At 70.8% G+C, this 23703-nt stretch carries 23 protein-coding genes; 9 read left to right on the plus strand and 14 right to left on the minus strand.

Features of this window, described 5'->3' with window-relative positions; genetic code table 11:
• The first annotated feature begins 27 nt into the window (after window positions 1-27).
• From OCU_RS40505 to OCU_RS40515, 3 genes are all read left to right on the plus strand, one after another.
• Entirely contained in the window at window positions 28-1200 is a 1173-nt protein-coding gene (locus OCU_RS40505) for a cupin domain-containing protein (protein ID WP_014380472.1), read from the plus strand.
• A 184-nt stretch (window positions 1201-1384) separates the two neighbouring features.
• Window positions 1385-2857 carry a PPE family protein gene (locus OCU_RS40510; protein WP_014380473.1) on the plus strand — a complete coding sequence of 491 codons (1473 nt, stop codon included), beginning with the start codon at window positions 1385-1387 and terminating at the stop codon, window positions 2855-2857.
• A 103-nt stretch (window positions 2858-2960) separates the two neighbouring features.
• A complete protein-coding gene (locus OCU_RS40515) occupies window positions 2961-3299 on the plus strand; it encodes a hemophore-related protein (protein WP_014380474.1) in 339 nt (112 codons plus the stop codon).
• Window positions 3300-3391: 92 nt separating this feature from the next.
• Here the strand turns inward: OCU_RS40515 and OCU_RS40520 are convergent, their stop codons facing one another.
• From OCU_RS40520 to OCU_RS40535, 4 genes are all read right to left on the minus strand, one after another.
• Entirely contained in the window at window positions 3392-3862 is a 471-nt protein-coding gene (locus OCU_RS40520) for a PH domain-containing protein (RefSeq protein ID WP_014385263.1), read from the minus strand.
• Window positions 3859-4341 (minus strand): 6,7-dimethyl-8-ribityllumazine synthase, encoded by a 483-nt coding sequence (ribH, locus tag OCU_RS40525; RefSeq protein ID WP_008258173.1) that lies wholly within the window; start codon window positions 4339-4341, stop codon window positions 3859-3861. Before ribH ends, OCU_RS40520 begins: the two co-directional genes overlap by 4 nt.
• Before the next feature lie 49 nt (window positions 4342-4390).
• Entirely contained in the window at window positions 4391-5668 is a 1278-nt protein-coding gene (locus OCU_RS40530) for a bifunctional 3,4-dihydroxy-2-butanone-4-phosphate synthase/GTP cyclohydrolase II (RefSeq protein WP_008258174.1), read from the minus strand.
• A 123-nt stretch (window positions 5669-5791) separates the two neighbouring features.
• Window positions 5792-6391 carry a riboflavin synthase gene (locus tag OCU_RS40535; protein ID WP_014380477.1) on the minus strand — a complete coding sequence of 200 codons (600 nt, stop codon included), beginning with the start codon at window positions 6389-6391 and terminating at the stop codon, window positions 5792-5794.
• A 118-nt stretch (window positions 6392-6509) separates the two neighbouring features.
• Between OCU_RS40535 and OCU_RS40540 the strand changes: the two genes are divergently transcribed.
• Window positions 6510-7217, plus strand: a complete 708-nt coding sequence (locus tag OCU_RS40540; RefSeq protein ID WP_008258177.1) for an LppX_LprAFG lipoprotein — start codon at window positions 6510-6512, stop codon at window positions 7215-7217.
• The gene (locus tag OCU_RS40545; RefSeq protein ID WP_008258179.1) at window positions 7214-8770 is read left to right on the plus strand and encodes an MFS transporter; all 1557 of its coding nucleotides are present in this window, start codon (window positions 7214-7216) and stop codon (window positions 8768-8770) included. Before OCU_RS40540 ends, OCU_RS40545 begins: the two co-directional genes overlap by 4 nt.
• On the opposite strand, the gene ribD is transcribed toward OCU_RS40545, so the two are convergent.
• The 4 genes from ribD to fmt all read right to left on the minus strand — a co-directional run bounded on the left by ribD (window position 8767) and on the right by fmt (window position 13053).
• Window positions 8767-9792, minus strand: a complete 1026-nt coding sequence (gene ribD / locus OCU_RS40550) for a bifunctional diaminohydroxyphosphoribosylaminopyrimidine deaminase/5-amino-6-(5-phosphoribosylamino)uracil reductase RibD (RefSeq protein WP_014380478.1) — start codon at window positions 9790-9792, stop codon at window positions 8767-8769. The genes OCU_RS40545 and ribD overlap by 4 nt on opposite strands.
• The gene (gene rpe / locus OCU_RS40555) at window positions 9789-10496 is read right to left on the minus strand and encodes a ribulose-phosphate 3-epimerase (protein ID WP_085977606.1); all 708 of its coding nucleotides are present in this window, start codon (window positions 10494-10496) and stop codon (window positions 9789-9791) included. The genes ribD and rpe overlap by 4 nt, the downstream gene beginning before the upstream one ends.
• 152 nt (window positions 10497-10648) lie before the next feature.
• Window positions 10649-12118: a 16S rRNA m5C967 methyltransferase gene (locus OCU_RS40560; protein WP_014380480.1), complete on the minus strand. Its 1470-nt coding sequence runs from the start codon at window positions 12116-12118 to the stop codon at window positions 10649-10651.
• Window positions 12115-13053: a methionyl-tRNA formyltransferase gene (fmt, locus tag OCU_RS40565; RefSeq protein WP_014380481.1), complete on the minus strand. Its 939-nt coding sequence runs from the start codon at window positions 13051-13053 to the stop codon at window positions 12115-12117. The genes OCU_RS40560 and fmt overlap by 4 nt, the downstream gene beginning before the upstream one ends.
• A gap of 176 nt (window positions 13054-13229) precedes the next feature.
• Between fmt and OCU_RS40570 the strand changes: the two genes are divergently transcribed.
• On the plus strand, window positions 13230-14057 hold the full coding sequence (locus tag OCU_RS40570; RefSeq protein WP_041787076.1) for a class I SAM-dependent methyltransferase: 828 nt from the start codon (window positions 13230-13232) through the stop codon (window positions 14055-14057).
• Between the two features lie 18 nt (window positions 14058-14075).
• Here the strand turns inward: OCU_RS40570 and OCU_RS40575 are convergent, their stop codons facing one another.
• The 3 genes from OCU_RS40575 to OCU_RS40585 all read right to left on the minus strand — a co-directional run bounded on the left by OCU_RS40575 (window position 14076) and on the right by OCU_RS40585 (window position 17553).
• On the minus strand, window positions 14076-14561 hold the full coding sequence (locus OCU_RS40575; protein WP_008258186.1) for a MarR family winged helix-turn-helix transcriptional regulator: 486 nt from the start codon (window positions 14559-14561) through the stop codon (window positions 14076-14078).
• A gap of 128 nt (window positions 14562-14689) precedes the next feature.
• Window positions 14690-16702: a primosomal protein N' gene (locus tag OCU_RS40580; protein WP_014380483.1), complete on the minus strand. Its 2013-nt coding sequence runs from the start codon at window positions 16700-16702 to the stop codon at window positions 14690-14692.
• Between the two features lie 80 nt (window positions 16703-16782).
• Complete coding sequence (locus tag OCU_RS40585) at window positions 16783-17553, minus strand: lysoplasmalogenase (protein WP_036429014.1); 771 nt, start codon at window positions 17551-17553, stop codon at window positions 16783-16785.
• Here OCU_RS40585 and OCU_RS40590 point away from each other — a divergent pair.
• Genes OCU_RS40590 through OCU_RS40600 form a run of 3 tightly spaced genes read left to right on the plus strand, consistent with a single transcriptional unit; the run spans window position 17552 to window position 20638 of the window.
• A complete protein-coding gene (locus tag OCU_RS40590) occupies window positions 17552-18517 on the plus strand; it encodes an alpha/beta hydrolase (RefSeq protein WP_009955076.1) in 966 nt (321 codons plus the stop codon). The genes OCU_RS40585 and OCU_RS40590 overlap by 2 nt on opposite strands.
• A gap of 46 nt (window positions 18518-18563) precedes the next feature.
• Entirely contained in the window at window positions 18564-20051 is a 1488-nt protein-coding gene (locus OCU_RS40595; RefSeq protein ID WP_036429282.1) for a flavin-containing monooxygenase, read from the plus strand.
• A gap of 20 nt (window positions 20052-20071) precedes the next feature.
• Window positions 20072-20638, plus strand: a complete 567-nt coding sequence (locus OCU_RS40600; RefSeq protein ID WP_008258191.1) for a pyridoxamine 5'-phosphate oxidase family protein — start codon at window positions 20072-20074, stop codon at window positions 20636-20638.
• Window positions 20639-20713: 75 nt separating this feature from the next.
• On the opposite strand, the gene metK is transcribed toward OCU_RS40600, so the two are convergent.
• From metK to rpoZ, 3 genes are all read right to left on the minus strand, one after another.
• The gene (gene metK / locus OCU_RS40605) at window positions 20714-21925 is read right to left on the minus strand and encodes a methionine adenosyltransferase (RefSeq protein ID WP_008258192.1); all 1212 of its coding nucleotides are present in this window, start codon (window positions 21923-21925) and stop codon (window positions 20714-20716) included.
• Window positions 21926-22019: 94 nt separating this feature from the next.
• Window positions 22020-23282, minus strand: a complete 1263-nt coding sequence (gene coaBC / locus OCU_RS40610) for a bifunctional phosphopantothenoylcysteine decarboxylase/phosphopantothenate--cysteine ligase CoaBC (protein WP_008258194.1) — start codon at window positions 23280-23282, stop codon at window positions 22020-22022.
• A gap of 21 nt (window positions 23283-23303) precedes the next feature.
• Window positions 23304-23630, minus strand: coding sequence for a DNA-directed RNA polymerase subunit omega (gene rpoZ / locus OCU_RS40615; RefSeq protein WP_008258195.1), 327 nt, complete (start codon window positions 23628-23630; stop codon window positions 23304-23306).
• Window positions 23631-23703: the final 73 nt, after the last annotated feature.

Here is a 23703-nt window from a genome sequence, read left to right on the forward strand (position 1 = left end):
GGAGGCCGGGAAGGGTTGGGAGGAACATTGGCCGCCGAGTCCTCGCTCGCCTGGTTGCTGCGGCCGGTTTCGGTCGAGGCGTTCCTCGACGAGATCTGGGCGATCAGGCACCACCACATCCAGCGTGGCGAGCCGGGCTACTTCGACGGCCTGCTGCCCGCGGCCGACGAACTCCTCGAGCAGATGCGAGCGGAGCCGTCGGCCGTGCGGCTGGTGAAGGGCGGCCAGGACAGGGATCCGGCGAGCTATCGCCGCGGCGACGGCAGCCTCGACCCGGACCGCGCCCGCGAGGGCCTCGCCGACGGGTACACCATCGTGCTGAACGGCCTCGAGCGGTACCTGCGCACGGTCGCGACGCTGTCGCATTCCCTCGAGGTCGAGCTGAACTTCCCGACGCGGGTCAACGCCTACGTCACGCCGCCCGACGCCACCGGCTTTGCCCCGCACTACGACCCGCACGACGTGCTGGTCCTGCAGATCAGGGGATCCAAGACGTGGCATGTGTCCACCGGCGCCCCCGTGCCGCCACACGAGATCGAAAGCCGCAAAGGGGTCGGGACGGACGGGCCGGCGGCGGCGACCGACGTGTGCCTGCGCGCCGGCGACGTGCTGTATCTGCCACGCGGCCAAGTGCATTCGGCCGAAACGCGCTCGGAGCCATCCGTCCATCTGACGATCGGGCTGCACGCACCCACCGTGCTCACGCTCGTCACGCACGCGCTCTACGCGCTGAGTTTGCGCGACCCCCGGCTGCACACCCGCCTGTCGCCGCGGCACCTGGACGACGCGGGCGCCCGCGCCGGCCTGGAAGACCTGGTGCACGACACCCTGCGCACCGTCGAGGGCCCCGACATCGTCGCCGACGGCCTCGGCGCATTGGAGGACGTCCTGGTCCGGCGCGGCCGATGCCCACCGGTCGGGCGGGTGAGCGACACGGCCGGAATCGACGCCCGGACGCTGGTGCGCAAGCACCAGCCGCTCTACGCGCGGGTGACCCGCGCCGCCGATCGCGTTGTCCTGCACTTCGCTCAGCTGTCGGTGGCCGCCGGCCTCGACCACGAGGCCGCGATGCGGTTCCTCGCGTCGAGCACCGAGCCCTTCCGGGTCGGCGAGCTGCCCGGCCTGAGCGCCCCGCAGCAGACGGGGTTGGTTCAGACGCTCCTGTTGAACGGGTTCCTTGCCCGGCTGTCCACTGACTGACAAATACCTTCGCATTTCCGGTGAAAGTCGGGAATCGTATCCGTATTTGCGGACACTCTGGCGATAAACTTCATGACATGCGGACCGCTGTCCGCACCGCGGCCGCCCTCGTCACTGCCACGCGACATCGGCGACCGCAGCCTTCGAACGAATCGCAGTGTCGCAACGACGAGGGTGGCCAACGATGACGATGCCGATCTGGGCGGCCTTTCCACCGGAAGTGAATTCGGCGGCGCTCACCACCGGCCCGGGGCCCGCCTCGTTGTTGAACTCGGAGACGGCGTGGCTGAACTTGAGCGCCGAATACGACACGGCGGCTACCGAACTCAGCGAGTTGTTGGCCGAGGTGCAGGCCGGGACGTGGCAGGGTCCCACCGCGGAGAAGTTCGTGGCCGCGCATGTGCCGTACCTGGCCTGGCTTTTACAGAACAGCGCCAACGCCACGGCGGCGGCCCTCGAGCACGACACCGTGATCGCGGCGTACAACGCCGCGGTGGCGGCCATGCCGACACTGGCAGAGATAGCAGCCAACAAAGCCCTGAACGCCTCCCTGATAGCGACGAATTTCCTTGGTGTCAATACGATTCCGATCGCGCAAAACGAGTTCGAGTATTTGCAGATGTGGCTGCGGGCAGCCACCGCGATGGCGATGTATGAAGCGGTGTCCCAGACCGCGATGACGTGGGTCCCGCCCACCGCGCCACCCCCGCCGATCCAGCTGACCAACCCCCCGAACCAAGATGCGGGCGGGGGGGCAAATCAGCTGAGCTGGTGGGTAGATCGCGTGCAGATGGTCGCCCAAGAACTCACCACGGACCTGAACCAGCCTGGGTCCAACCCGTCCACGGCCATCCACAGCCTGCTGACTGACCCGCTACTCCTCAAGGTTCCGCACTGGGCCGGCGAGTCGCTTTACACCTTCATTCCCCAAGTGCCGCAGTTGACTCAGCTCTCGGTCGGGCTGATCGTCCCCTTCCTCCCCGTCGCCGCGGCGGCCGGCCTGGCCGGGCTGGCCGGGCTGGCCGGCGTCGCCCAACCCGCGCCCACCCTGCCCGGGGTGGCGGCCGCGCCGGCGCCGTCCCACACCGGAGCGCCCGTCGCGATGGCGCCCGGCCTGAGCGCACCCGCCCCGGCCGCAACGCCGGCCGCGGCGCCCGCGCCCGCACCGGCGGCGGCCCCGGCGTCCGCCGCGGCGCCCGCGGCGCCACCCGCGACCGCCGTCGCCGGCTTCGATTACCCCTACGTCGTCGGCCCGCCGGGCATCGGCGCCGGTGCGAACCTCCCGGCCGGCGCGCGATCAGAGCAGAGATCGGCCGAACCCGGCACCGCGGCCGCGGCGACCGCCCCGGCCCGGCGGGAACAGGCCCGGCGCCGGCGCCGCCAGCGGCCCGGCCTGATCGACCCCGGCCGCCGCCACGAATACCTCGACGCCGACCCGGAGCCCGATGCCGCCGGCAAAACCACGGCGACGGCCACGGACCGGGGGGCGGGGCCCCTGGGGTTCGCCGGCACCGCCCGCGGGCCCGATGCGGCCCCAGTGGGGCTGACCACAATCGGCGCCGATTCCTTGGACGACGGACCCCGGATGCCGCTGCTACCGAGCAGCTGGGGCCCCGAAAGCGAGGGGGCGGAACCGGGGCAGACGGACGCCCCCTGAGCGGCCCGTAAGCGTTGCCGGCGGTTTGGGCGGCGCCGGTTCTGGCTACCAAGCCTCTAACTCAACGTTAGAGTGGGGGCACAGCAATGGAGGGAGTCCGTAAATGATGAAGCGCTCGTGGGCCAGACTGGCCGTCACCGTCGGCGGCTTGGCTTTGGCGTCGACCGCTGGGGCCGGGGTCGCATCGGCCAGCCCCGATTACGGTCCGATGATCAACACGACCTGTAGCTACGACCAGGCGATGCGGGCCGTGCACGCGGAGAACCCGATGGCCGCCCAGTACCTCGACCAGTCGCCGCCGAACCAGCAGTTTTTGCAGCAGTACCTGGCGTCGTCGCCCGATCAGCGCGTGAACCTGCTGCACGCGATCGAGCACAACCAGGGGGCGCAGCAGGCCCTGCCGATTTTCCAGCAGATGATGACGGACTGCACCCGATACTGAGTGCCTCCGATACGGGTCTCCGACTCAAGCGATAGGTAGTCAGGCGGCGGGCCGCTGCGGGTACGCAGCGAGCCCGCCGGCCTGTACGGCGCTCAGGAGGCCGGCAGGTCCGGCCGATAGCGCGTCAGCAACGCGCGCACCGTGTCCATGGCCTCCACCGCGCGGCCCTTGTCGACGGCCTGGATGGCCATCACCGGGATGTACTCGTCGTCCGGCAAATCGATGCGCGCCCAGCGGTGGCCCACCGGAAACGAGACGTCGACAACATCGGGCCACTCGATCAGCTTGTCTCCCAGCAGGTTTCGCACCGATACGCCCGACGGCCCAACCCGCAGCCGGGGGCGGGCGAACAACAGCACGATGCCGGCGATGACCAGCCCCAGCACCGCGATCGCCACCTGGTCGGCAGTCTGAAAAACCACGCCGGTCGATCTCGCCTTGAGCAATAGCCCCACCACGATGTGCGCGCCGGCGATGAGCACCGCCGCCCCATAGGCGAACAGCGGCGTGCGGTGGGGACGCAACACCGCATCCCAGGTCTCGCGGTCGGGAGGCTCAGTCACGACCGAGCGCGCAACTCACGCAGGGTCAGCGCGGTGGTCAGGGCCGCCAGCGTGGCTTGGGCCCCTTTGTCCTCGGCCGATTCCGGAAGGCCGGCGCGGTCCAGTGCCTGCTGCTCGGTGTCGGTGGTCAGCACCCCGTTGGCCACCGGTGTGGAAGTGTCCAGCGACACCCGGGTCAGGCCCTGGGTCACCGCATCGCAGACGTATTCGAAATGCGGTGTCTGCCCACGGATCACGACGCCCAGCGCGACGACGGCGTCGTGGTTGCGGGCAAGCTCCTGGGCCACCACCGGAATCTCGATCGCGCCGATCACCCGGACCACCGTCGGGTCGTCGACACCCGATTCCGAGGCCACCTTGCTGGCACCCGCCAGCAGTGCGTCGCAGATCTCGCTGTGCCAGGTACTCGCAACGAGGGCCAGTCGCAGGCCGGACGCATCGAGCGGGGGAACCTCCGGCACCCCCTCGGCGGGGCTCATGGGCGCCGCTCCTGCGCATCACTTCGTTCTGCATCGTCGGCGGCGCGATTCACAACGCACCACCGAATTCACCTGGCAGGTGGACGGATTCGTGAAAGTCGTCCAGCCCGGCCAGGTCGTGGCCCATCTTGTCCCGCTTGGTCATCAGGTAACGGATGTTCTCCGCGTTGGCGCGCACGGGAAGCGGCACCCGCTCGATGATGTGCAGACCGTACCCGTCCAGCCCGACGCGCTTGGCCGGGTTGTTGGTCAACAGCCGCATCGAGCGCACGCCGAGGTCGACCAGGATCTGCGCGCCGATCCCGTAATCCCTTGCGTCGGCGGGCAATCCGAGCTTGAGGTTGGCGTCGACGGTGTCCTCGCCGGCGTCCTGCAGCTGATAGGCCTGCAGTTTGTGCATTAGGCCGATGCCGCGGCCCTCGTGGCCGCGCATGTAGAGCACGATGCCGCGTCCCTCGCGGGCGACCATCGCCATGGCGGCGTCCAGCTGCGGCCCGCAGTCGCAGCGGCGGGAACCGAAGACGTCACCGGTCAGGCACTCGGAGTGCACGCGCACCAGCACGTCGTCGCCGTCGGAGTCCGGCCCGGCGATCTCGCCGCGCACCAGCGCGACGTGTTCGACTTCCTCGTAGATGCTGGCGTAGCCGATGGCACGAAACTCGCCGTGCCGAGTCGGGATCCGGGCCTCGGCGATGCGGGCGATGTGCTTCTCGTGCTTGCGCCGCCACTCGATCAGGTCGGCGATGGTGATCATGGCGAGGTCGTGTTCGTCGGCGAACACCCGCAGCTCGTCGGTCTGCGCCATCGAGCCTTCGTCCTTCTGGCTGACGATCTCGCAGATGGCGCCCGCGGGCTGCAGGCCGGCCATCCGGGCCAGGTCGACCGCGGCCTCGGTGTGACCGGGCCGGCGCAGCACGCCACCGTCCTTGGCGCGCAACGGAACCACGTGACCGGGGCGGGTGAAATCGTCGGCGACGCTGATGGGATTGGCGAGCAGCCGCATCGTCGTGGCGCGGTCGGATGCCGAAATGCCGGTTCCCACACCATCTTTCGCGTCCACCGTGACTGTGTAAGCGGTGCCGTGCTTGTCCTGGTTCACGGCGTACATCGGCAGCAGCCCCAGGCGGTCGCAGATCGCCCCGTCCAGCGGCACGCACAGGTATCCCGAGGTGTAGCGCACCATGAACGCCACCATCTCCGGCGTCGCCTTCTCGGCGGCGAAGATCAGATCGCCCTCGTTCTCGCGGTCCTCGTCGTCAATGACGATGACGGCCTTGCCGGCCGCAATGTCGGCAACCGCCCTCTCGACGGAGTCCAACCTCGTCATCCCTGCTACCTCGCCGTCCCCGCTTTTCCGAGGGGGAACACTGTCAAAACGGCCCACACGAGAAGCCCACGTGTTGCATTCAGTATGAACCACGCCGGCGGCGCCGTTATTGCGACGGCTTGATCAGCGGGACATCAACCGCTCGACGTATTTCGCGATCACGTCGACTTCGAGGTTCACCTGCGTCCCGATCGGAGCCTGGCCCAGGGTGGTCAGTTCGCGGGTGGTGGGAATCAACGAGACCTCGAACCAGTCGCGCGGGTCACTGCCGAGCCCGGACACCGTCAACGAGATCCCGTCGACGGTGATCGACCCCTTCTCCACGACGTAGCGGGCCACCTCCGCGGGGATCTCGATGCGCACGACCTCCCAGTGCTCGGACGGCGAGCGGGCCACGATCCGCCCCGTCCCGTCGACGTGGCCCTGCACGATGTGCCCGCCCAGCCGGCTGTTGACGGCCGCGGCGCGCTCCAGGTTCACCCGGCTGCCGACCTGCAATGCGCCGAGGTTGGACCGGTTCAGCGTTTCGCCCATCACGTCGGCGGTGAACAGCCCGCCGGGCAGCAGCTCGGCGACGGTCAGGCACACGCCGTTGACGGCGATCGAGTCGCCATGGCCCGCGTCGGCGGTCACGACGGCTCCGCGGATCGTCAGCCGCGCCGCGTCGGAAAGGACGTCGCGACCCGTCACCTCCCCGAGTTCCTCGACAATTCCGGTAAACATCCCCTAAGGCTAATTGGCCCGCCCGCACGCGGATGAGCAGGGCAAACACCACCGCACGGGCGACACCGGGGCCCCGCGTTAACCAGGGCAGTCACCGGCACCCTCTACGATGCGAAGTATGCAGACCCGCCGCCGTCTATCGGCCGTCCTCGCATCCCTGACCCTCGCCACCGCCTTGATCGCCGGCTGCTCGTCGGGCTCAAAGCAGAGCGGCGCACCACTGCCCGACGGCACGACCTTGGTCAAGCAGTCGGCCGACGCCACCAAGAAGGTGCAGAGCGCGCACATCGCGCTGAGCATCCAGGGCAAGATCCCCGGGCTCCCCATCAAGACGCTCAACGGCGACCTCACCACGGCACCGGCCACCGCCGCGTCGGGCAACGCCACCATCACCTTGGGCGGCTCCGACATCGACGCCAACTTCGTGGTCGTCGACGGGACCCTGTACGCCACGCTGACCCCCAACAAGTGGAGCGATTTCGGCAAGGCGTCCGACATCTACGACGTGTCGGTGCTGCTGAACCCGGACAGCGGGCTGGGCAACGCGCTGGCGAACTTCAGCGACGCCAAGGCCGAGGGCCGCGAGACCATCGACGGGCAGAGCACCATCAAGGTCAGCGGCAACGTCTCGGCCGACGCGGTGAACAAGATCGTGCCGCAGTTCAACGCGACCCAGCGGGTCCCGAGCACGGTGTGGATCCAGGAGTCCGGTGACCACCAGCTGGTGCGCGCCAACCTGGAGAAGAGTTCGGGCAATTCCGCCGAGGTCACCCTGTCGAAGTGGGGCGAGCAGGTTCAGGTCACCAAGCCCCCGGTGAGCTCGTGACCACACAAACCGGGCGCCGCGTCGCGATCAGCGCCGGCAGCCTGGCGGTTCTGCTGGGCGCCCTGGACGCCTATGTCGTCGTGACGATCATGCGCGACATCATGAGCGACGTTCACATCCCCATCAATCAGCTGCAGCGCATCACGTGGATCATCACGATGTACCTGCTGGGCTACATCGCCGCCATGCCGCTGCTGGGCCGGGCGTCCGACCGGTTCGGCCGCAAGCTGGTGCTGCAGGTCAGCCTGGCGCTGTTCATGGTCGGCTCGGTGGTCACCGCGCTGGCCGGTCATTGGGGCGATTTCCACCTGCTGGTCGGCGGCCGCACGATCCAGGGTGTGGCCAGCGGCGCGCTGCTGCCGGTCACCCTCGCCCTGGGCGCCGACCTGTGGGCCCAGCGCAACCGCGCCGGCGTGCTCGGCGGCATCGGCGCCGCCCAAGAGCTCGGCAGCGTGCTGGGCCCGCTGTACGGGATCTTCATCGTCTTCCTGTTCCACGACTGGCGCTACGTGTTCTGGATCAACGTCCCGCTGACCCTCATCGCGATGGTGATGATCCAGTTCAGCCTGCCGTCGCACGAACGCACCGAAACGCCCGAGAAGGTCGACCTGGTCGGTGGCGTGCTGCTCGCGGTCGCGCTGGGGCTCGCCGTGATCGGCCTGTACAACCCGCAGCCCGACGGCAAGCAGATCCTGCCCAGCTACGGGTTGCCGCTGGTGATCGGCGCGGCCGTGGTCGGGGTGCTGTTCCTGCTGTGGGAGCGGTTCTCCCGGACCCGGCTGATCGAACCGGCCGGCGTGCGCTTCCGGCCGTTCCTGGCCGCGCTGGGCGCCTCGTTGTTCGCGGGCGCGGCGCTGATGGTGACCCTGGTCGACGTCGAGCTGTTCGGCCAGGGAGTGCTGGGGCAAACCCAGACGCAGGCCGCCGGGCTGTTGCTGTGGTTTTTGATCGCGCTGCCGATCGGGGCGGTGCTGGGCGGGTGGATCGCCACCCGCGTCGGCGACCGGGCGGTGACCTTCGTCGGGCTGCTCATCGCGGCGTACGGGTACTGGCTGATCCATTACTGGCGCCAGGACGTGATGAGCCAGAAGCACAACATCCTGGGGCTGCTCAACGTCCCGGTGCTGCACGCCGACCTGCTGGTGGCGGGCTTCGGCCTCGGACTGGTGATCGGGCCGCTGACGTCGGCCGCGCTGCGCGTCGTCCCGTCGGCCCAGCACGGCATCGCCTCGGCGGCCGTGGTGGTGGCCCGGATGACGGGCATGCTGATCGGGGTGGCCGCGCTCAGCGCGTGGGGCCTGTACCGGTTCAACCAGATCGTGGCGGGCCTGACGGCCGCGATCCCGCCCGACGCCACCCTGTTGGAGCGGATCGCCGCGCAGGGAACGATGTACCTCAAGGCGTTCGCCATGATGTACGGCGACATCTTCGCGGCCACCGTCGTGATCTGCATCGCGGGCGCGCTGCTGGGTCTGCTGATCGGCGGCCGCAATGAACACGCCGAGGAACCGGAAATCCCTGAGCCGCAAGAAGTTTCGCTGAGCGAGCGCTAGGCGCTGCGCGGCACCAGGCTGAGTACCACGTCGGGTCCCACCCGATCGATTCCGTCGAACTGCCAGCGCAACGCCCGAGTTATCGTCGACACACCGACGTCGTCGACCGCGGTGACCGGTCCCCCTAACAGGGTCGGCGCGACGTAGGCGAGGATTCGGTCCACCGCCCCGGCCCGCAGGAAGGCGCCCGCCAGGGTCGGGCCGCCCTCCAACAGCACGTCGGTGCGGTCCGACACGGCCTTGAGCACCTCGGCGGGGTCGTGCGTCCGGATCAGCATGGTTCGCGAATCGTCGTTGAGAACCTTTGCCTCCGAAGGTATTTCGCGCATCCCCACGACGACCCGCAGCGGCTGTCGCGCGGCCAGGGAGCCGTCGGGCAAGCGGGCCGTCAGCGCCGGGTCGTCGGCCAGCACGGTGCCCGTGCCCACCACGATCGCGTCGCATGCCCCGCGGCGGCGGTGCAGGTCCAGCCGTGAGGCCTCGCTGGAAATCCACTGGCTGGAGCCGTCGGCGGCCGCGCTGCGGCCATCGACGCTGCTGGCGTACTTCCACGTCAGATGCGGCAGCCCGGTCCGCTGCTTGTGCAGCCACTCGCGCAGCGGCCCGCGGGCGACCTCGTCGGCCAGCACTCCGGAGCGCACCGCGACGCCCGCCTCCTCGAGCCGCGCCGCGCCCCCGGCGGCCTGCGGGTTCGGGTCGGCGACCGCGTAGACCACGGTGGCCACCTTCGCGTCCAGCAGCGCGTTCACGCACGGCGGGGTCTTGCCGTAGTGGTTGCACGGCTCGAGCGTGACCACGACGGTCCCGCCCGCAGCCAGGTCGCCGGCGCGGCGCAGCGCCAGGATCTCGGCATGATCGCCACCGGCCGGCTCGGTGCCGCCCACGCCGACCACCTCCCCGCCGGCGTCCAGGATGACCGCGCCGACCGGGGGATTCGGATACGTCGTTCCCTTGACGAGAGTGGACTGCTCGATCGCCAAGCGCATCGCGGCGTCAAGGCCGTCGCCCGGGGAAACGGTCATCGACGCCGATGCGGGGACGCGGCGGCGGCCTGACGGCGCAACGCGTCGATCGCCGTCTCCGGGTCGGCGGCGCCGTAGACGGCCGACCCGGCGACGAAGCAGTCGACGCCCGCCTCGGCGGCCTGCTCGATGGTGTCCCCGTTGATCCCGCCGTCGATTTCGACCAGGATCGTCAACTCCCCCGCGTCGATCAGCTTGCGGGCCGTGCGCACCTTGCTCAGGACCTCGGGAATGAAGCTCTGGCCGCCGAAGCCGGGCTCCACCGACATGATGAGCAGGGTGTCGAACTGCGGCAGGATCTCCAGGTACGGCTCGAGCGGCGTGCCCGGCTTCACGCTGATCCCCGCTTTGGCGCCGGCGGCGCGGATGTCGCGCGCGACGGCGATCGGATTCTGGGTGGCCTCGGCGTGGAAGGTGACGTTGTAGGCCCCCGCCTCGGCGTAGGGCGGCGCCCAGCGGTCGGGGTCCTCGATCATCAGATGGCAGTCCATCGGGATGGTGGTGGCCGCCAGCAGGCTCTCCACCACCGGCAGCCCGAGGGTCAGGTTCGGCACGAAGTGGTTGTCCATCACGTCGACGTGCAGCCAGTCGGCGCCGGTCACGGCGGCGGCCTCGTCGGCGAGCCGGGAGAAGTCAGCGGAAAGGATCGACGGTGCGATCAGGGGCCCCTTCGATGATTCCGTGTTGCCAGCCATGAGCGCCAGACTACTGAGCCGCGCGGGCCGGTTCACATCTGGCGGCGCTACCCCGCTTCGCGGCGCAGCGCGGCCGCGGCGGGGTTCTTCGTGTCGCGTCCCCGCTACCCCGCTTCGCGGCGCAGCGCGGCCGCGGCGGGGTTCTTCGTGTCGCGTCCCCGCTACCCCGCTTCGCGGCGCAGCGCGGCCGCGAACATCGCGTCGGTGCCGTGCCGGTGCGGCCACAGCTGAACGTGAGGCCCGTCGCCCAGGTGGTCGACGGGCTCGAACAACGGCCGGGTGTCCAGCGCGCTCACCGGATGGCGGCGCAGCGCGTCGGCGACCACCCCGACGGTTTCGGCCAGGTGCGGCGAACAGGTGGCATAGAGCACCACACCCCCGGGACGGGTCAGCGCGATCGCGGCGCCCAGCAACTCGCGCTGCAGCTTGGCCAGTGCCGGCACGTCGGACGGTTGACGGCGCCACCGGGCCTCGGGCCGGCGGCGCAGCGCCCCCAGCCCGGTGCAGGGCACGTCGACGAGCACCCGGTCGAACGCCGGCTCGAGGTCGGTGTGCCGGCCGTCGACCCGCAGCACGTCGACCGGCAGGCCGCGGGTGTTCTCGGTCACCAGGTCGGCGCGGCGCGGGGCCGGCTCCACCGCGGTGACGTGGGCCCCGGATCCCGTGCCCAGCGACGCCAGCAGCGCCGTCTTGCCGCCCGGCCCGGCGCACAGGTCGAGCCAGCGGCCGCCGTCGCGCTCGACCGGCGCCAGGGTCAGCGCGCGCGCCACCAGCTGGCTGCCCTCGTCCTGGACCAGCGCCGCACCGTCGCGCACCGGCGCCAGCCGCCCGGGATCGCCGCCCGGCAGGTACACCGCGTACGGCGAATACCGCCCGACGGTGCCGCCCACCGCGTCCGCCAGCTCGGCGGCGGTCAGCGCTCCGGCGCGCGCGGCCAGATGCACCTGGGGCCGTTCGTCGTCGCTGGCGAGCACCGCGTCGAGTTCACCCGCCGCCGCGCCCAGCGCGTCGGCGAAGGCCTGGGCGATCCATCGCGGATGGGCGTGCACGAACGCGGCGTGCCCGATCGGATCCCGCGCCGGGTCCGGCGCCAGCTCCGCGACCCAGGCTTGTTCGTCGCGGCCGGAGATGGTGCGCAGCACCCCGTTGACGAAACCCGCTCGCGCCGAATCGAATTCGATGCCCGCCTGTTCGACGGTGGTGGACACCGCGGCGTGCGCGTCGACCCGGGTGCGCAGCAACTGATACGCGCCCAGGCGCAGCAGGTCGAGCAGGACGGGGTCGATGGCTTGCGGGGTGCGCCCGGCGGCCGCGCCGATGACCGCGTCGAGCAGGCCACGGCTGCGGCACGCGCCGTACGTCAGCTCGGTGGCGAATGCGGCGTCGCGGCCGGTGATTCCGCGCTCGCGCAGCAGCGCGGGCAGCGCCAGGTTCGCGTACGCATCGCGCTCGCTGACCGCCCGGAGCACCTCGAACGCCGCTGCCCGGGCCGGGTCCAGCGGCCGGCGGGCGGGCCGCCGATCCCGCTGCGCGGGAGCGGGCCGCCGATCCCGCTGCGCGGGCCGGTGCTGCGGCCGGGCCGGCTGGCGGTCCGGCCGGTTGCGCTGGCGCCCGTCACGGCCGGCGCTCATGTCGCCCGCACCGCGGGGTCGAGCCGGGCGCCGCGCGCCCAGTCGACCGCGTTCATGAATTTCTTTCCGGGCGGCTGGATTTGACCCAGGCGAACCGGATCCGAACCGGTGCCGACCCAGACGCCTTTGCGATCGACGTGAATCGCGCCGGGCGGCAACGGTTCTGGCGAACCGGACGCGACGGCGGCGTCGACCGGCCCGAGTTTGACGCGCAGGTCGCCGATCACGGTCCACGCGCCGGGGTTGGGCGTGACGGCGCGAATGCGGCGTTCCACCACGAGTGCCGGCAGATCCCAGCGCACCCGGGCCTGCTCCACGGTGATCTTGGGAGCGACGCTGACCCCCTCGGCCGGCTGCGGCCGCGGCGTCAACGTCGAGTCGGCGATGCCGTCCAACGTGGTCGACAACAGCGCCGCGCCCGAAATGGCCAGTCGCTCAAGCAATTCCCCGGCGGTATCGGTCGGGCGGATCGTCTCGGTCACCACCCCGTAGATCGGGCCCGAGTCCAGACTCGGCTCGATCTGGAACGTCGAGGCCCCCGTGATGGTGTCCCCCGCCGCGATGGCCGCCTGGACCGGCGCGGCGCCGCGCCAGGCGGGCAGCAGCGAGAAGTGCAGGTTGATCCAGCCCCGCGGGGGCACCGCCAGCAGGTCGTCGCGCAGCAGCGCGCCGTAGGCCACGACCGCGCAGCAGTCCGGCGCCAGCCGCGACAGCTCCGCGACGAATTCCGCCGAGTTGGGCCGCGACGGCCGCAGCACCGGAATGCCCCGGTCGAGCGCCTCACGGGCCACCGGCGACGGCTCCGGCTTGCCGCGTCGCCCGGCGGCGGCGTCGGGCCGGGTCAGCACCGCGATCACGTCGTGGCGTGGCGAGTCGATGAGGCGGCGCAGTGCGGGCAGCGCGGGCTCGGGAGTACCGGCGAAGACAAGGCGCACCGGCCCAGTCTAGAAAGCGCCGGAGGCCGGCCGGACCCACCCGAGGAGACCGGAATTGCGCGCGTACACTATTGCTTATGACTACTATTTCTAGTAGTCATGATCCGAGCGGCGTGAAACCGCGCGTGTCGACATCGACGTCGAAGACAACCTTTCCGTTCCCCCAAGGAGGTCTGATGACCGTCGACTCCACCATCAGCGACGCCCGAGTCGCCGCCACACACCGCACGGTTTGGGCACTGGGCGACTACGCCCTGATGGCCGAGGAAGTGATGGCCCCGCTGGGCCCCGCCCTCGTCGAGGCCACCGGCATCGGGCCCGGCGTCCGAGTCCTCGACGTCGCCGCCGGCTCGGGCAACATCTCGCTGCCGGCCGCCGCCGCCGGCGCGGCCGTCGTCTCCACCGACCTCACCCCCGAGCTGCTCCTGCGCTCGCGGGACCGGGCCGCGGCGCAGGGCCTGACGATCGACTACCGGGAGGCCAACGCGCACGCGCTGCCGTTTGGCGACGGCGAATTCGACGTCGTCATGTCGGCGATCGGCGTGCAGTTCGCGCCCGACCAGCAACGCGCCGCCGGCGAGCTCGTCCGGGTCTGCCGGCCCGGCGGCACGATCGGCGTGATCAGCTGGACCCCGGAGGGCTTCTTCGGGCGGATGCTGGCCACCATCCGGCCCTATCGCCCAAGCCTGTCGCACCCCGTGCCGCCGGCGGCGCTGTGGGGACGGCCCGGCTACGTCACCGCGCTGCTGGGCGACCGCGTCGGCGAAATCACCACGGCGCGTGGGATGTTGGCGGTGGACCGGTTCGCCAGCGCGGAAGACGTCCACGCCTACTTCAAGCGGCACTACGGCCCGACGATCGAGGCCTACGCGAACATCGGCCACAACCGGGTGCTGGCCGCCGAGCTCGACGCCCAACTCGTCGAGCTCGCGCAGCAATACCTCGCCGACGGCACCATGGGGTGGGAGTACCTGCTGCTCACCGCCACCAAGTGGACCGACTAGGCGGGGTAGACCCGGCGGCTACAGGCCGATATCGGCGTCCAGGTGCACGTCTGGCTCGCCACCGGCCGCGGTGAACGCGGTCAGCGCCCGCACCAGCCCGTGGCGCTCGGGCGGCGGCATCTTCGCGACGATGGCCGCGATCTCGGTGCGCCGGTGCGCGGTGACCTGGTGGACGACGTCGCGTCCGCGCGTGGTCAGCGCGGCGAGCAGCTCACGGCGCGAGGTCGGGTGCGGCAGGCGGTCGATCAGTCCGGCGGCGACCAGCCGGTCCACCATCCGGCCGGTGGCCGACGGCTGCACGCCCAACAGACCCGCCAGGGTGGCCAGATTGACCGGGCCGCGGTTGGACAGGATCACCAGCGTCCGGAACTGCGCGATGGTGATGGTCTCGTCGACCTGCCCGACCGAACGGGCCGAGATCGCCATCAGCAAACGGGAGGCCGTCAGCAAAGCGTCGGTGATGACATCCAACGACTCGTCAACGGTCGCGTTGTCCGCTGTCATATCGCCCCTCCCCGGATTGTTTCCGGCCTCTCGGCGGCTAAGGAATAGAAAGTGTAGCAACCTTCGAATGTCGTAAACAGGAAATATTGCATGCACATACTGTCGCCCAGGGTAACGGTTTGTGACCGCTAGCCGATGTGCAGCGGATCGATCTGGACCCGGGCGGGCTCATGGGTTTGCCGGGCGCTGAGCACACCGACGCCGCGGCGCAGCGCGGCCGCCAGCGCCAGGCCCTGCCGGCGGGGCACGCGCACCAGCATTCTCGTCACCGCCACGCCCGCCGGGGTCCCGGCCGGGCGGCGCACGCCGGCCGGCAGGTCCACCGGCCCGAGCAGGTCGGCTTCCAGTTCGGCGAGCCGGACCTCGCCGAGCAGCGCGGTCACCGCGTCGGGCGTTCCGTCGATGGCCGCCATGTGCACGCTCGGCGGCAGGCCCACCTCGGCGCGGGCGGTCAGTTCCGCTTCCGCGTGCCCCACCGGATCCCAGCGGATCAGCGATTGCACTGTGGGAAGCGATGATTCGGCGATCACCAGCACCACGCCGCCGTCGCCGCGAGCACGCACCAGCGCGGCGGCGCTCATCCAGCGCCACAACGCGTCCTCGGCGGCGCGCAGATCCTGCCGGCCCAGCAGCGCCCACGTGTCCAACAGCAGCGCCGCCCCGTAACCACCGGACGCGCGCGGTTCGGCCCCCGGGGTGGCGACCACCAGGGCCGGTCCGGGCGCGACCTCGGGCACGACGCCATCGCCCGACGAGGTGATCACCGCCGTGCCCGGAAACGCGCGGCCGAGCTCTTCGGCGGTGCGGCGGGCCCCGACGACCACGGCGCGCACCGCGTCCGAACCGCAGCGCGCGCACCGGCGGGTCGGGTCGATCCGCCCGCACCAGCGGCAGAGCAGCGCGGCGCCCCCTTCCTGCAGCGACAGCGGCCCGGTGCAGTGCCGGCACCGGGCGATGGTGCGGCAGCGCGCACACGCCAGCGACGGGACGTATCCGCGCCGCGGCACCTGCACCAGTACCGGAGTCCCGGCCTGCAACGCCGAGCGGGCCGCGCGCAGCGCGATCGAGGGAATGCGCGCCGTGCGGGCCGCCGGGTCGCGCTCGTCGGCGTAGCCGGTGTCGTCGAGCGCGCTCACCCGCGGGGTGCGGGCGCGCACCACGGGCCGCGCCGCGACGATGTCGTGCGCCCATCCGCTGCGCACCAGCGCGTGGGCCTCCGCGGTGCGCGCGTAGCCGCCGATCAGGGCCGCGCACCGGGCCTGGTGCGCGCGCAGCATCGCCACCTCGCGGGCGTGCGGATACGGGGCCCGCGGCTCGGCCAGGCTGTCGTCGGCGTCGGCCCACACCATGACCAGGCCCAGGTCGCTCAGCGGCGCGAACACCGCGCTGCGGGTGCCGATCACCAGCCGCGCGGTGCCCCGCAGCGCCGCCAGCCAGCGGCGATACCGGGCCGCGGGGCCCAGACCCGCCGACAGGGCGACCACGCTGCCCTCGTCGATCCGTGTCGTCGCCGCCCGCCACAGGGCGTCCAGGTCGCGCTGGTCGGGAACGATCGCCAGCGCGGACCGGCCGGCCCGCACCGTTTGGGCGGCGGCCTCGGCGAATCGGTCGGTCCACGGCTCGCCCGGCAGCGCCTGCCAGACGGCCCGGGCGGCCCGCGACTCGGCCAGCGCGGCCAGGAATTGAGCGCCCCGCCCGTAGCCGTCCCAGCCCGCGGGGTCGACGGGGTCCGGGATCGCCGGGCCCGGCGGGTCCCGGCTCACGGCGGGCTCCCGCTCCACCCTGGCGTGGCGGGCCGGCACGGCCAGCCGCAAGACGTCGGGACGGGTGCCCGCGTAGCGCGCGGCCACGGCGTCGACCAGCCGGCGGATCTCGGGGGTGAGCACCGGTTCGGCCGACACGACGCGGTCCAGCCAGCCCAGCTTGCCCGGGTGGTCGGTGTCGGCGCGGCGCTCCAGCACGAACCCGTCGACCAGCCGGCCATGGAAACGCACCCGGACCCGCACCCCGGGCTGGGCATCGTCGGACTGCTCGGCCGACACCAGATAGTCGAACTCGCGGTCCAGGTGCGGCACGGACAGCATCGGCAGCACGCGGGCGATGGGTTCCACTTCGACCGGCGTGCGCGCGCTGGGGCTCACGGCGCCCTCGGGCCGCGAATCATGGTGCTATCCAATGCCTTTACCGTCCGGCCCGCAGCGTACCGGCGACCACCGACAGATCAGCCTTCGGCGGGCGCCGCGGCGTCCCCGCCGTCCTGGCCGGGAAGCTCGCGGCCGAAGAAGAATCCCGCCGTGATCAGGATCTGGGCCGCCGCGTACGACCACCAGATCGGCACGGCGAGCGCCTCGTTGCCCAGGATGAAGCGGCTGATCGCGATCATCGAATCCGAGGCCGCGAAACACACCGCCCCCACCGCCGTCCAGATCGTCGGCATTTTCGCCAGCAGCGCCGTGCACACCATCGCGGTCAGCACCACGATGTAGACCGTCACCGGCAACGTCAGCTTGTCCGGGCCCAGGTGCGGCCAAAACCACACCAGCAGCGCGATCGACACCAGGCACATCAGGACCACCGCGGCGATCCGGAGCGCCGCGGGCCGCTCGGCTTGCGACGACCACGACAGCGGGGGAACCAGCGGCAGCAGGGCACCGATGAAACACATGTGCGCCAACAGGAATGCCGCCAGGCCGATCTCGAAGGACAGCGTCCACCACGGGATCGCGAGCACCCAGTCGCCCAGGGCCGACAACAGCAGGGCCGGCATCAGCCACCGCCGCTCCCGTACGCATCCGTGCCCGGCGGCGGCGAGCATCAGCAGGATCGCCATCGAGGCCTTGAACGCCGGCTGCAGCACCCAGTGCCCGGTCAGCTCCATTCCGGGCGGCGAGCGCAGCGCCAGCACGGTCAGGTAGATGCCGTAGCCGAGGGCCACCCAGCCGGCCACCACCCAGGCGCCGGCCACCAGACGAGGTGCGTACGGTACGTCCATGCCCAGCTTGGATAACACAGCCGACGAGAAACCCGCGATCGACCCCATCCTGCAGAAGGTACTGGACGCGGTTCCCTTCCGGCTATCCACCGAGGACGGCATCGACGCGGCGCGCCAGCGGTTCCGCGACCTGCCGCGCAGGCCGCTGCATCCCGAGCTGCGGGTCGAGGACCGCACGATTGCCGGCCCCGCCGGGCCGGTCGCGATCCGGATCTATTGGCCGCCAAGCCATTCCGACGGTCAAACCGGGGCGCCCGTCGTGTTGTTCTTCCATGGCGGCGGCTTCGTGATCGGCGACCTCGACACCCACGACGGCACGGCGCGCCAGCATGCCGTCGGCGCCGACGCGATCGTGGTGTCGGTCGACTACCGGCTCGCGCCCGAGCACCCCTACCCCGGCGCGGTCGAAGACGCGTGGGCGGCAACGCTTTGGGTCGCCGGGCACGCCGCCGACCTGCACGGCGACCCGGGCCGGATGGCCGTCGCCGGGGATTCGGCCGGCGGCACGATCGCCGCCGCGGTCGCGCAGCGGGCACGCGATCACGGCGGACCGGCCCTGAAATTCCAGTTGTTGTGGTACCCGTCGACCATGTGGGACGCCACGCTGCCGTCCTTCGCCGAGAACGCCACCGCGCCGATCCTCGACGTCAGGGCCGTCGCCGAGTTCTCCCGTTGGTACGCGGGCGAAGTCGACCTGTCCGACCCGCCGTCGGACATGGCGCCGGGGCGCGCGAAGGACCTGAGCAACCTGGCGCCGGCCTACATCGGCGTCGCCGGCTATGACCCGCTGCGCGACGACGGCATCCGGTACGGCGAACTGCTGGCGGCTGCCGGGGTCGCCGCCGAGGTGCACAACGCCGAGACGCTGGTGCACGGCTACCTGGGCTACGCCGGTGTGGTGCCCGCGGCCACCGCGGCGCTCGAGCGCGGCCTGGCGGCGCTGCGAACCGCCCTGCGGGGCTGAGCCCGGGGCGTACGGTGAGTTCATGACGGAGCGCACCTTCGCCCGGATGGACGGGGAAACCCCCGATTACCACACGCTGATCATCGGTGCCGGATTCTCCGGCATCGGCGCCGCCATCAACCTCGACAAGGCGGGGCTGCCCGATTACCTGGTGCTCGAGGCCGGCGACGGGGTCGGCGGCACCTGGCACTGGAACACCTATCCCGGTATCGCGGTGGACATTCCGTCGTTCTCCTACCAGTTCTCCTTCGAGCAGAGCCGGCACTGGTCGCGCACCTACGCGCCGGGCCGCGAGCTCAAGGCCTACGCCGAACACTGCGCCGACAAGTACGGCGTCCGCTCGCGGATCCGGTTCAACACCAAGGTGCAGGCGGCCGACTTCGACGACGAGCGCGGGCTGTGGCGGGTGCAGACCGACCCCGGCGGCGAAGTCACGGCGAGGTTTTTGATCAGCGCCTGCGGCGTGCTGACGGTGCCGAACCTGCCCGACATCGACGGCGTGGACTCGTTCGCCGGCGTCACGATGCACACCGCGCGGTGGGATCACGGCCAGGATTTGCGCGGCAAGCGCGTCGCGGTGATCGGCACCGGCGCGTCGGCCGTGCAGGTGATCCCCGAGATCGCGCCAATTGTCTCGTCGCTCACCGTGTTTCAGCGCACCCCGATCTGGTGTTTCCCGAAGCTGGACGTCCCGCTGCCCGCGCCGGCGCGCTGGGCGATGCGCATCCCGGGCGGCAAGGCGCTGCAGCGGCTGCTCAGCCAGGCGTACGTGGAACTGACCTTCCCGATCTCGGCGCACTACTTCACGGTGATCCCGCTGGCCAAGAGGATGGCCACGCTGGGACGCGCCTATCTGCGGCGGCAGGTCCGCGACCCGGTGGTGCGCGAGCAACTCACCCCGCGCTACGCCGTCGGCTGCAAGCGCCCCGGCTTCCACAACGGCTACCTGGCCACGTTCAACCGCGACAACGTGCGCCTGATCACCGAACCGATCGACAAGATCACGCCCGACGCGGTGGCGACCACCGACGGCGAAACCCACGAGATCGACGTGCTCATCTTGGCGACCGGCTTCAAGGTGATGGACCCCGACAGCGTCCCCACGTTCGCGGTCACGGGCAGCGGCGGTCGCTCGTTGAGCCGGTTCTGGGACGAGCACCGCTTGCAGGCCTACGAGGGCGTCACCGTTCCGGGCTTCCCCAACCTGTTCACGGTGTTCGGCCCGTACGGTTACGTCGGCTCTTCGTATTTCGCGCTCATCGAGGCGCAGACCCATCACATCGTGCGGTGCCTCAAGCGGGCGGAGCGCCTGGGCGCGACCCGCGTCGAGGTGAGCGAGGAAGCCAACGACCGCTACTTCGCCGAGATGATGCGCCGGCGGCACCGGCAGATCTTCTGGCAGGACAGTTGCCGGCTGGCCAACAGCTATTACTTCGACAAGAACGGCGACGTGCCGCTGCGGCCGGGCACCACCCCGGAGGTGTACTGGCGCAGCCGGCGATTCGATCTGGACGACTACCGCTTCACCGGCTAGCTAGCGGTTACGCTGCACGGGTGGCGAAGGAATTTGACAGCATCGACGAGTCGCTGCGCGACTTCATCCGCGAACAGGCCGTGTTCTTCGTCGCCACCGCGCCCTCCGAGGGAGGACGAATCAACATGTCCCCCAAGGGATATTGCGACACGTTCGCGGTGCTCGACGAGCGCACCGTGGCCTACCTGGACCTGTTCGGCAGCGGCGTGGAGACCATCGCCCATCTGCGCGACAACGGCCGCATCACTGTCATGTTCTGCTCGTTCACCCGCAACTCGCGGATCCTGCGGCTGTTCGGCACTGGGCGGGTGATCCGGCCCGACGACGCCGAATTCACCGATCTCATCACGCATTTCGGTGACCGGCATGCGGGGATCCGCGCCATCATCGTGGTCGATGTGGAGCGGATCGCCGACGCGTGCGGATTCGCGGTGCCCTACTACGAGCTGGTCGACGAGCGACCGGTCCTCAACGCGTATCACCACAAGGCGCCCGACGAGGCCTACACCCGGCTGATCAACCGCAACCGGCGCAGCATCGACGGGCTGCCCGCGCTCGATTCCGACCACCCGGGGCCACCGCGGTGACCCGTCGAACGTGACACTGTGGTCACGCTCGGCGCCGAACGTGACTGCGACGTCACATTCGAGGCGGCGGGCAACCTAGATGGCGCGCTTGAGGTCGTCGACCTTGTTCAGCTGCTCCCAGGGCAGTTCGACGTCGGTGCGGCCGAAGTGCCCGTAGGCGGCGGTCTGCGCGTAGATCGGGCGCAGCAGGTCCAGGTCGCGGATGATCGCGCCGGGACGCAGGTCGAACACCTCCGGGACGATCTTCTCGATCTTGACCGGGTCGACGGTCGCGGTCCCGAAGGTCTCGATGAACAGCCCGACCGGCGCCGCCTTGCCGATGGCGTAGGCCACCTGCACCTCGACCCGCTCCGCGAGCCCGGCGGCGACGATGTTCTTGGCCACCCAGCGCATCGCGTACGCCGCCGAGCGGTCCACCTTGGACGGGTCCTTGCCGGAGAACGCCCCGCCGCCGTGCCGCGCCCAGCCGCCGTAGGTGTCGACGATGATCTTGCGGCCGGTCAGCCCGGCGTCGCCCATCGGGCCGCCGACGACGAACTTGCCGGTCGGGTTGACCAGCAGCCGCGTCGAGGAGGTGTCCAGCGTGTCGTGCGCCAGGTCGTTGAGCACGGTGTTGAGCACCTTTTCCCGGATGTCGGGGGTCAGGGTGTTCTCCAGGTCGATGTCGGCCGCGTGCTGGGTGGAGATGACCACGGTGTCCAGCCGGACCGGGACGTCGTCCTCGAATTCGATGGTGACCTGCGTCTTGCCGTCGGGGCGCAGGTAGGGCAGCACGCCGTTCTTGCGGACCTCGGTCAGCCGGCGCGACAGGCGGTGGGCCAGCGCGATGGGCAGCGGCATCCGCTCGGGGGTGTCGTTGATCGCGTAGCCGAACATCAGGCCCTGGTCGCCGGCGCCCTGCGCGTCAAGCGGGTCGGCGGCTCCCTCGACGCGGGTCTCGTGGGCGGTGTCGACGCCCTGGGCGATGTCGGGCGACTGCGCGCCGATACCGATGTTGACCCCGCAGGACGCCCCGTCGAAGCCCTTGTCCGACGAGTCGTAGCCGATGTCGAGGATGCGCTCGCGGACCGTGTTGGTGATGTCGGCGAAGGCCTCCTTGGCCGTCGTCGTCACCTCGCCGACCACGTGCACCTGCCCGGTGGTCACCAGGGTCTCAACCGCGACGCGTGAGCGGGGGTCCTGCGCCAGCAGGGCGTCGAGGACCGAGTCGCTGATCGCGTCACAGATCTTGTCGGGATGTCCCTCAGTCACCGACTCACTGGTAAACAGGCGACCCTTTTCGCTCATGCCAATCCTTCCAAATAGTTAGTCAACCGAATTATATCGGCCCGCATCAGCCCGGCCGGCACCCCGTCCCGGTGCCGGGAAGAACTCGACCGCTTTACCCGCTGTCCCCGTGCAGGAACGCGGCGATCGCATCCACGATACGACTGGCCATCAATGTCTTGGAGCCGTGCTGCAGTGCGGACTCGGTGCCGTCGGAGGCCAGCAGCCAGCCGTCGTTGCTGTCCACCTCGAACGCGCGGCCCTCGCCGACGGCGTTGACCACCAGCAGATCGCAGCCCTTGCGCTGCAGCTTGGCCCGGGCGTGAAACAGCACGTCGCCGCTGGCGTCGCCGGTCTCGGCGGCAAAGCCGACGATGGCCCGCATGTTGGGCAACTGCCCGTGGGCGCGGGCCCGCACCGCCCCGGCGAGGACGTCGTCGTTGCGCACCAGCTCGATCGTCGGGGGCGCCGTCTCGTTCGAGGCGCTCTTTTTGATCTTGGCGGCGGCAACGTGCGCGGGCCGGAAGTCGGCGACCGCGGCGGCCATCACCAGCACGTCGGCCTCCGGGGCGCGCTTGGACACCGCGTCGCCCAGCTGGGCCGCGGAGCTGACGTGGACGACCTCGACACCGGCGGGATCGATCAGCCCGGCGGTGTGCCCGGCGATCAGGGTGACCTCGGCGCCGCGCTGGGCCGCCACCCGCGCCACGGCATAGCCCTGCTTGCCGGAGCTGCGGTTGCCGATGAAGCGCACGGGGTCGACCGGTTCGCGGGTGCCGCCGGCGGTGACCAGCATCTTGCAGCCGGCGAGGTCGTAGGGCAGCGCGTCGTGGCGTTCCAGCAGCAGGTGGGCCAGGGTGGTGATCTCCTCGGCTTCGGGCAGCCGGCCCGACCCGCTGTCCGTCCCGGTGAGGCGCCCGGCGGCGGGCTCGAGCACCACCGCGCCCCGCCGGCGCAACGTGGCCACGTTGTCGACGGTGGCCGGGTGCAACCACATCTCGGTGTGCATGGCCGGCGCGAACAGCACCGGGCACCGGGCGGTGAGCAGCGTGGCGGTCAGCAGGTCGTCGGCGCGGCCGTGCACCGCGCGCGCCAGCAGATCCGCCGTGGCCGGGGCCACCACGACCAGGTCGGCCTGCTTGCCGAGCTGGACGTGCGGGACCTCGGGAACGTCGTTGAAGACGCCGGTGTGCACCGGCTGACCGGAGAGCGCCTCAAAGGTGGCCGCGCCGACGAAACGCAGCGCGGACTCGGTCGGGATGACCCGGACGGAATGGCCGGCCTCGGACAGCTGGCGGACGACGGTGCACGCCTTGTAGGCGGCGATGCCGCCGGAGACACCGACTACGACTCGTTTGGGGATCCGCGTGCGGTCCACAGCGCGCCCGGCCCGGCCCTGTTACTCGCCCTCGGTGTGCTCGAGCAGGTCGCCGTGGATCTCGCGGAGCGCGATCGAGAGCGGCTTCTCCTGCAGCCCCGGCTCGACCAGCGGCCCCACGTACTCGAGGATGCCCTCGCCGAGCTGGTTGTAGTAATCGTTGATCTGACGGGCCCGCTTGGCCGCGTAGATGACCAGGGCGTACTTGCTCGAGACCCGGTCCAGCAGCTCGTCGATGGGCGGGTTGGTGATGCCCAGCGGGGTGTCGTAGGCGCCCGGCGCCCCGGCGGACAGGTCGAACCGGTCGGGGACGGCGGCCAGCGCGGCGTCGGACTGCGGAATAGTCACTGAGGTCAATCTCCTCTACGTTCGAAGGCGGGCCAGGGCCCAAAACGGCTGATCGCCGGCGAAAAGTCGGTGC

This window comes from Mycobacterium intracellulare ATCC 13950 (assembly GCF_000277125.1).
Classification (GTDB): Bacteria; Actinomycetota; Actinomycetes; order Mycobacteriales; family Mycobacteriaceae; genus Mycobacterium; species Mycobacterium intracellulare.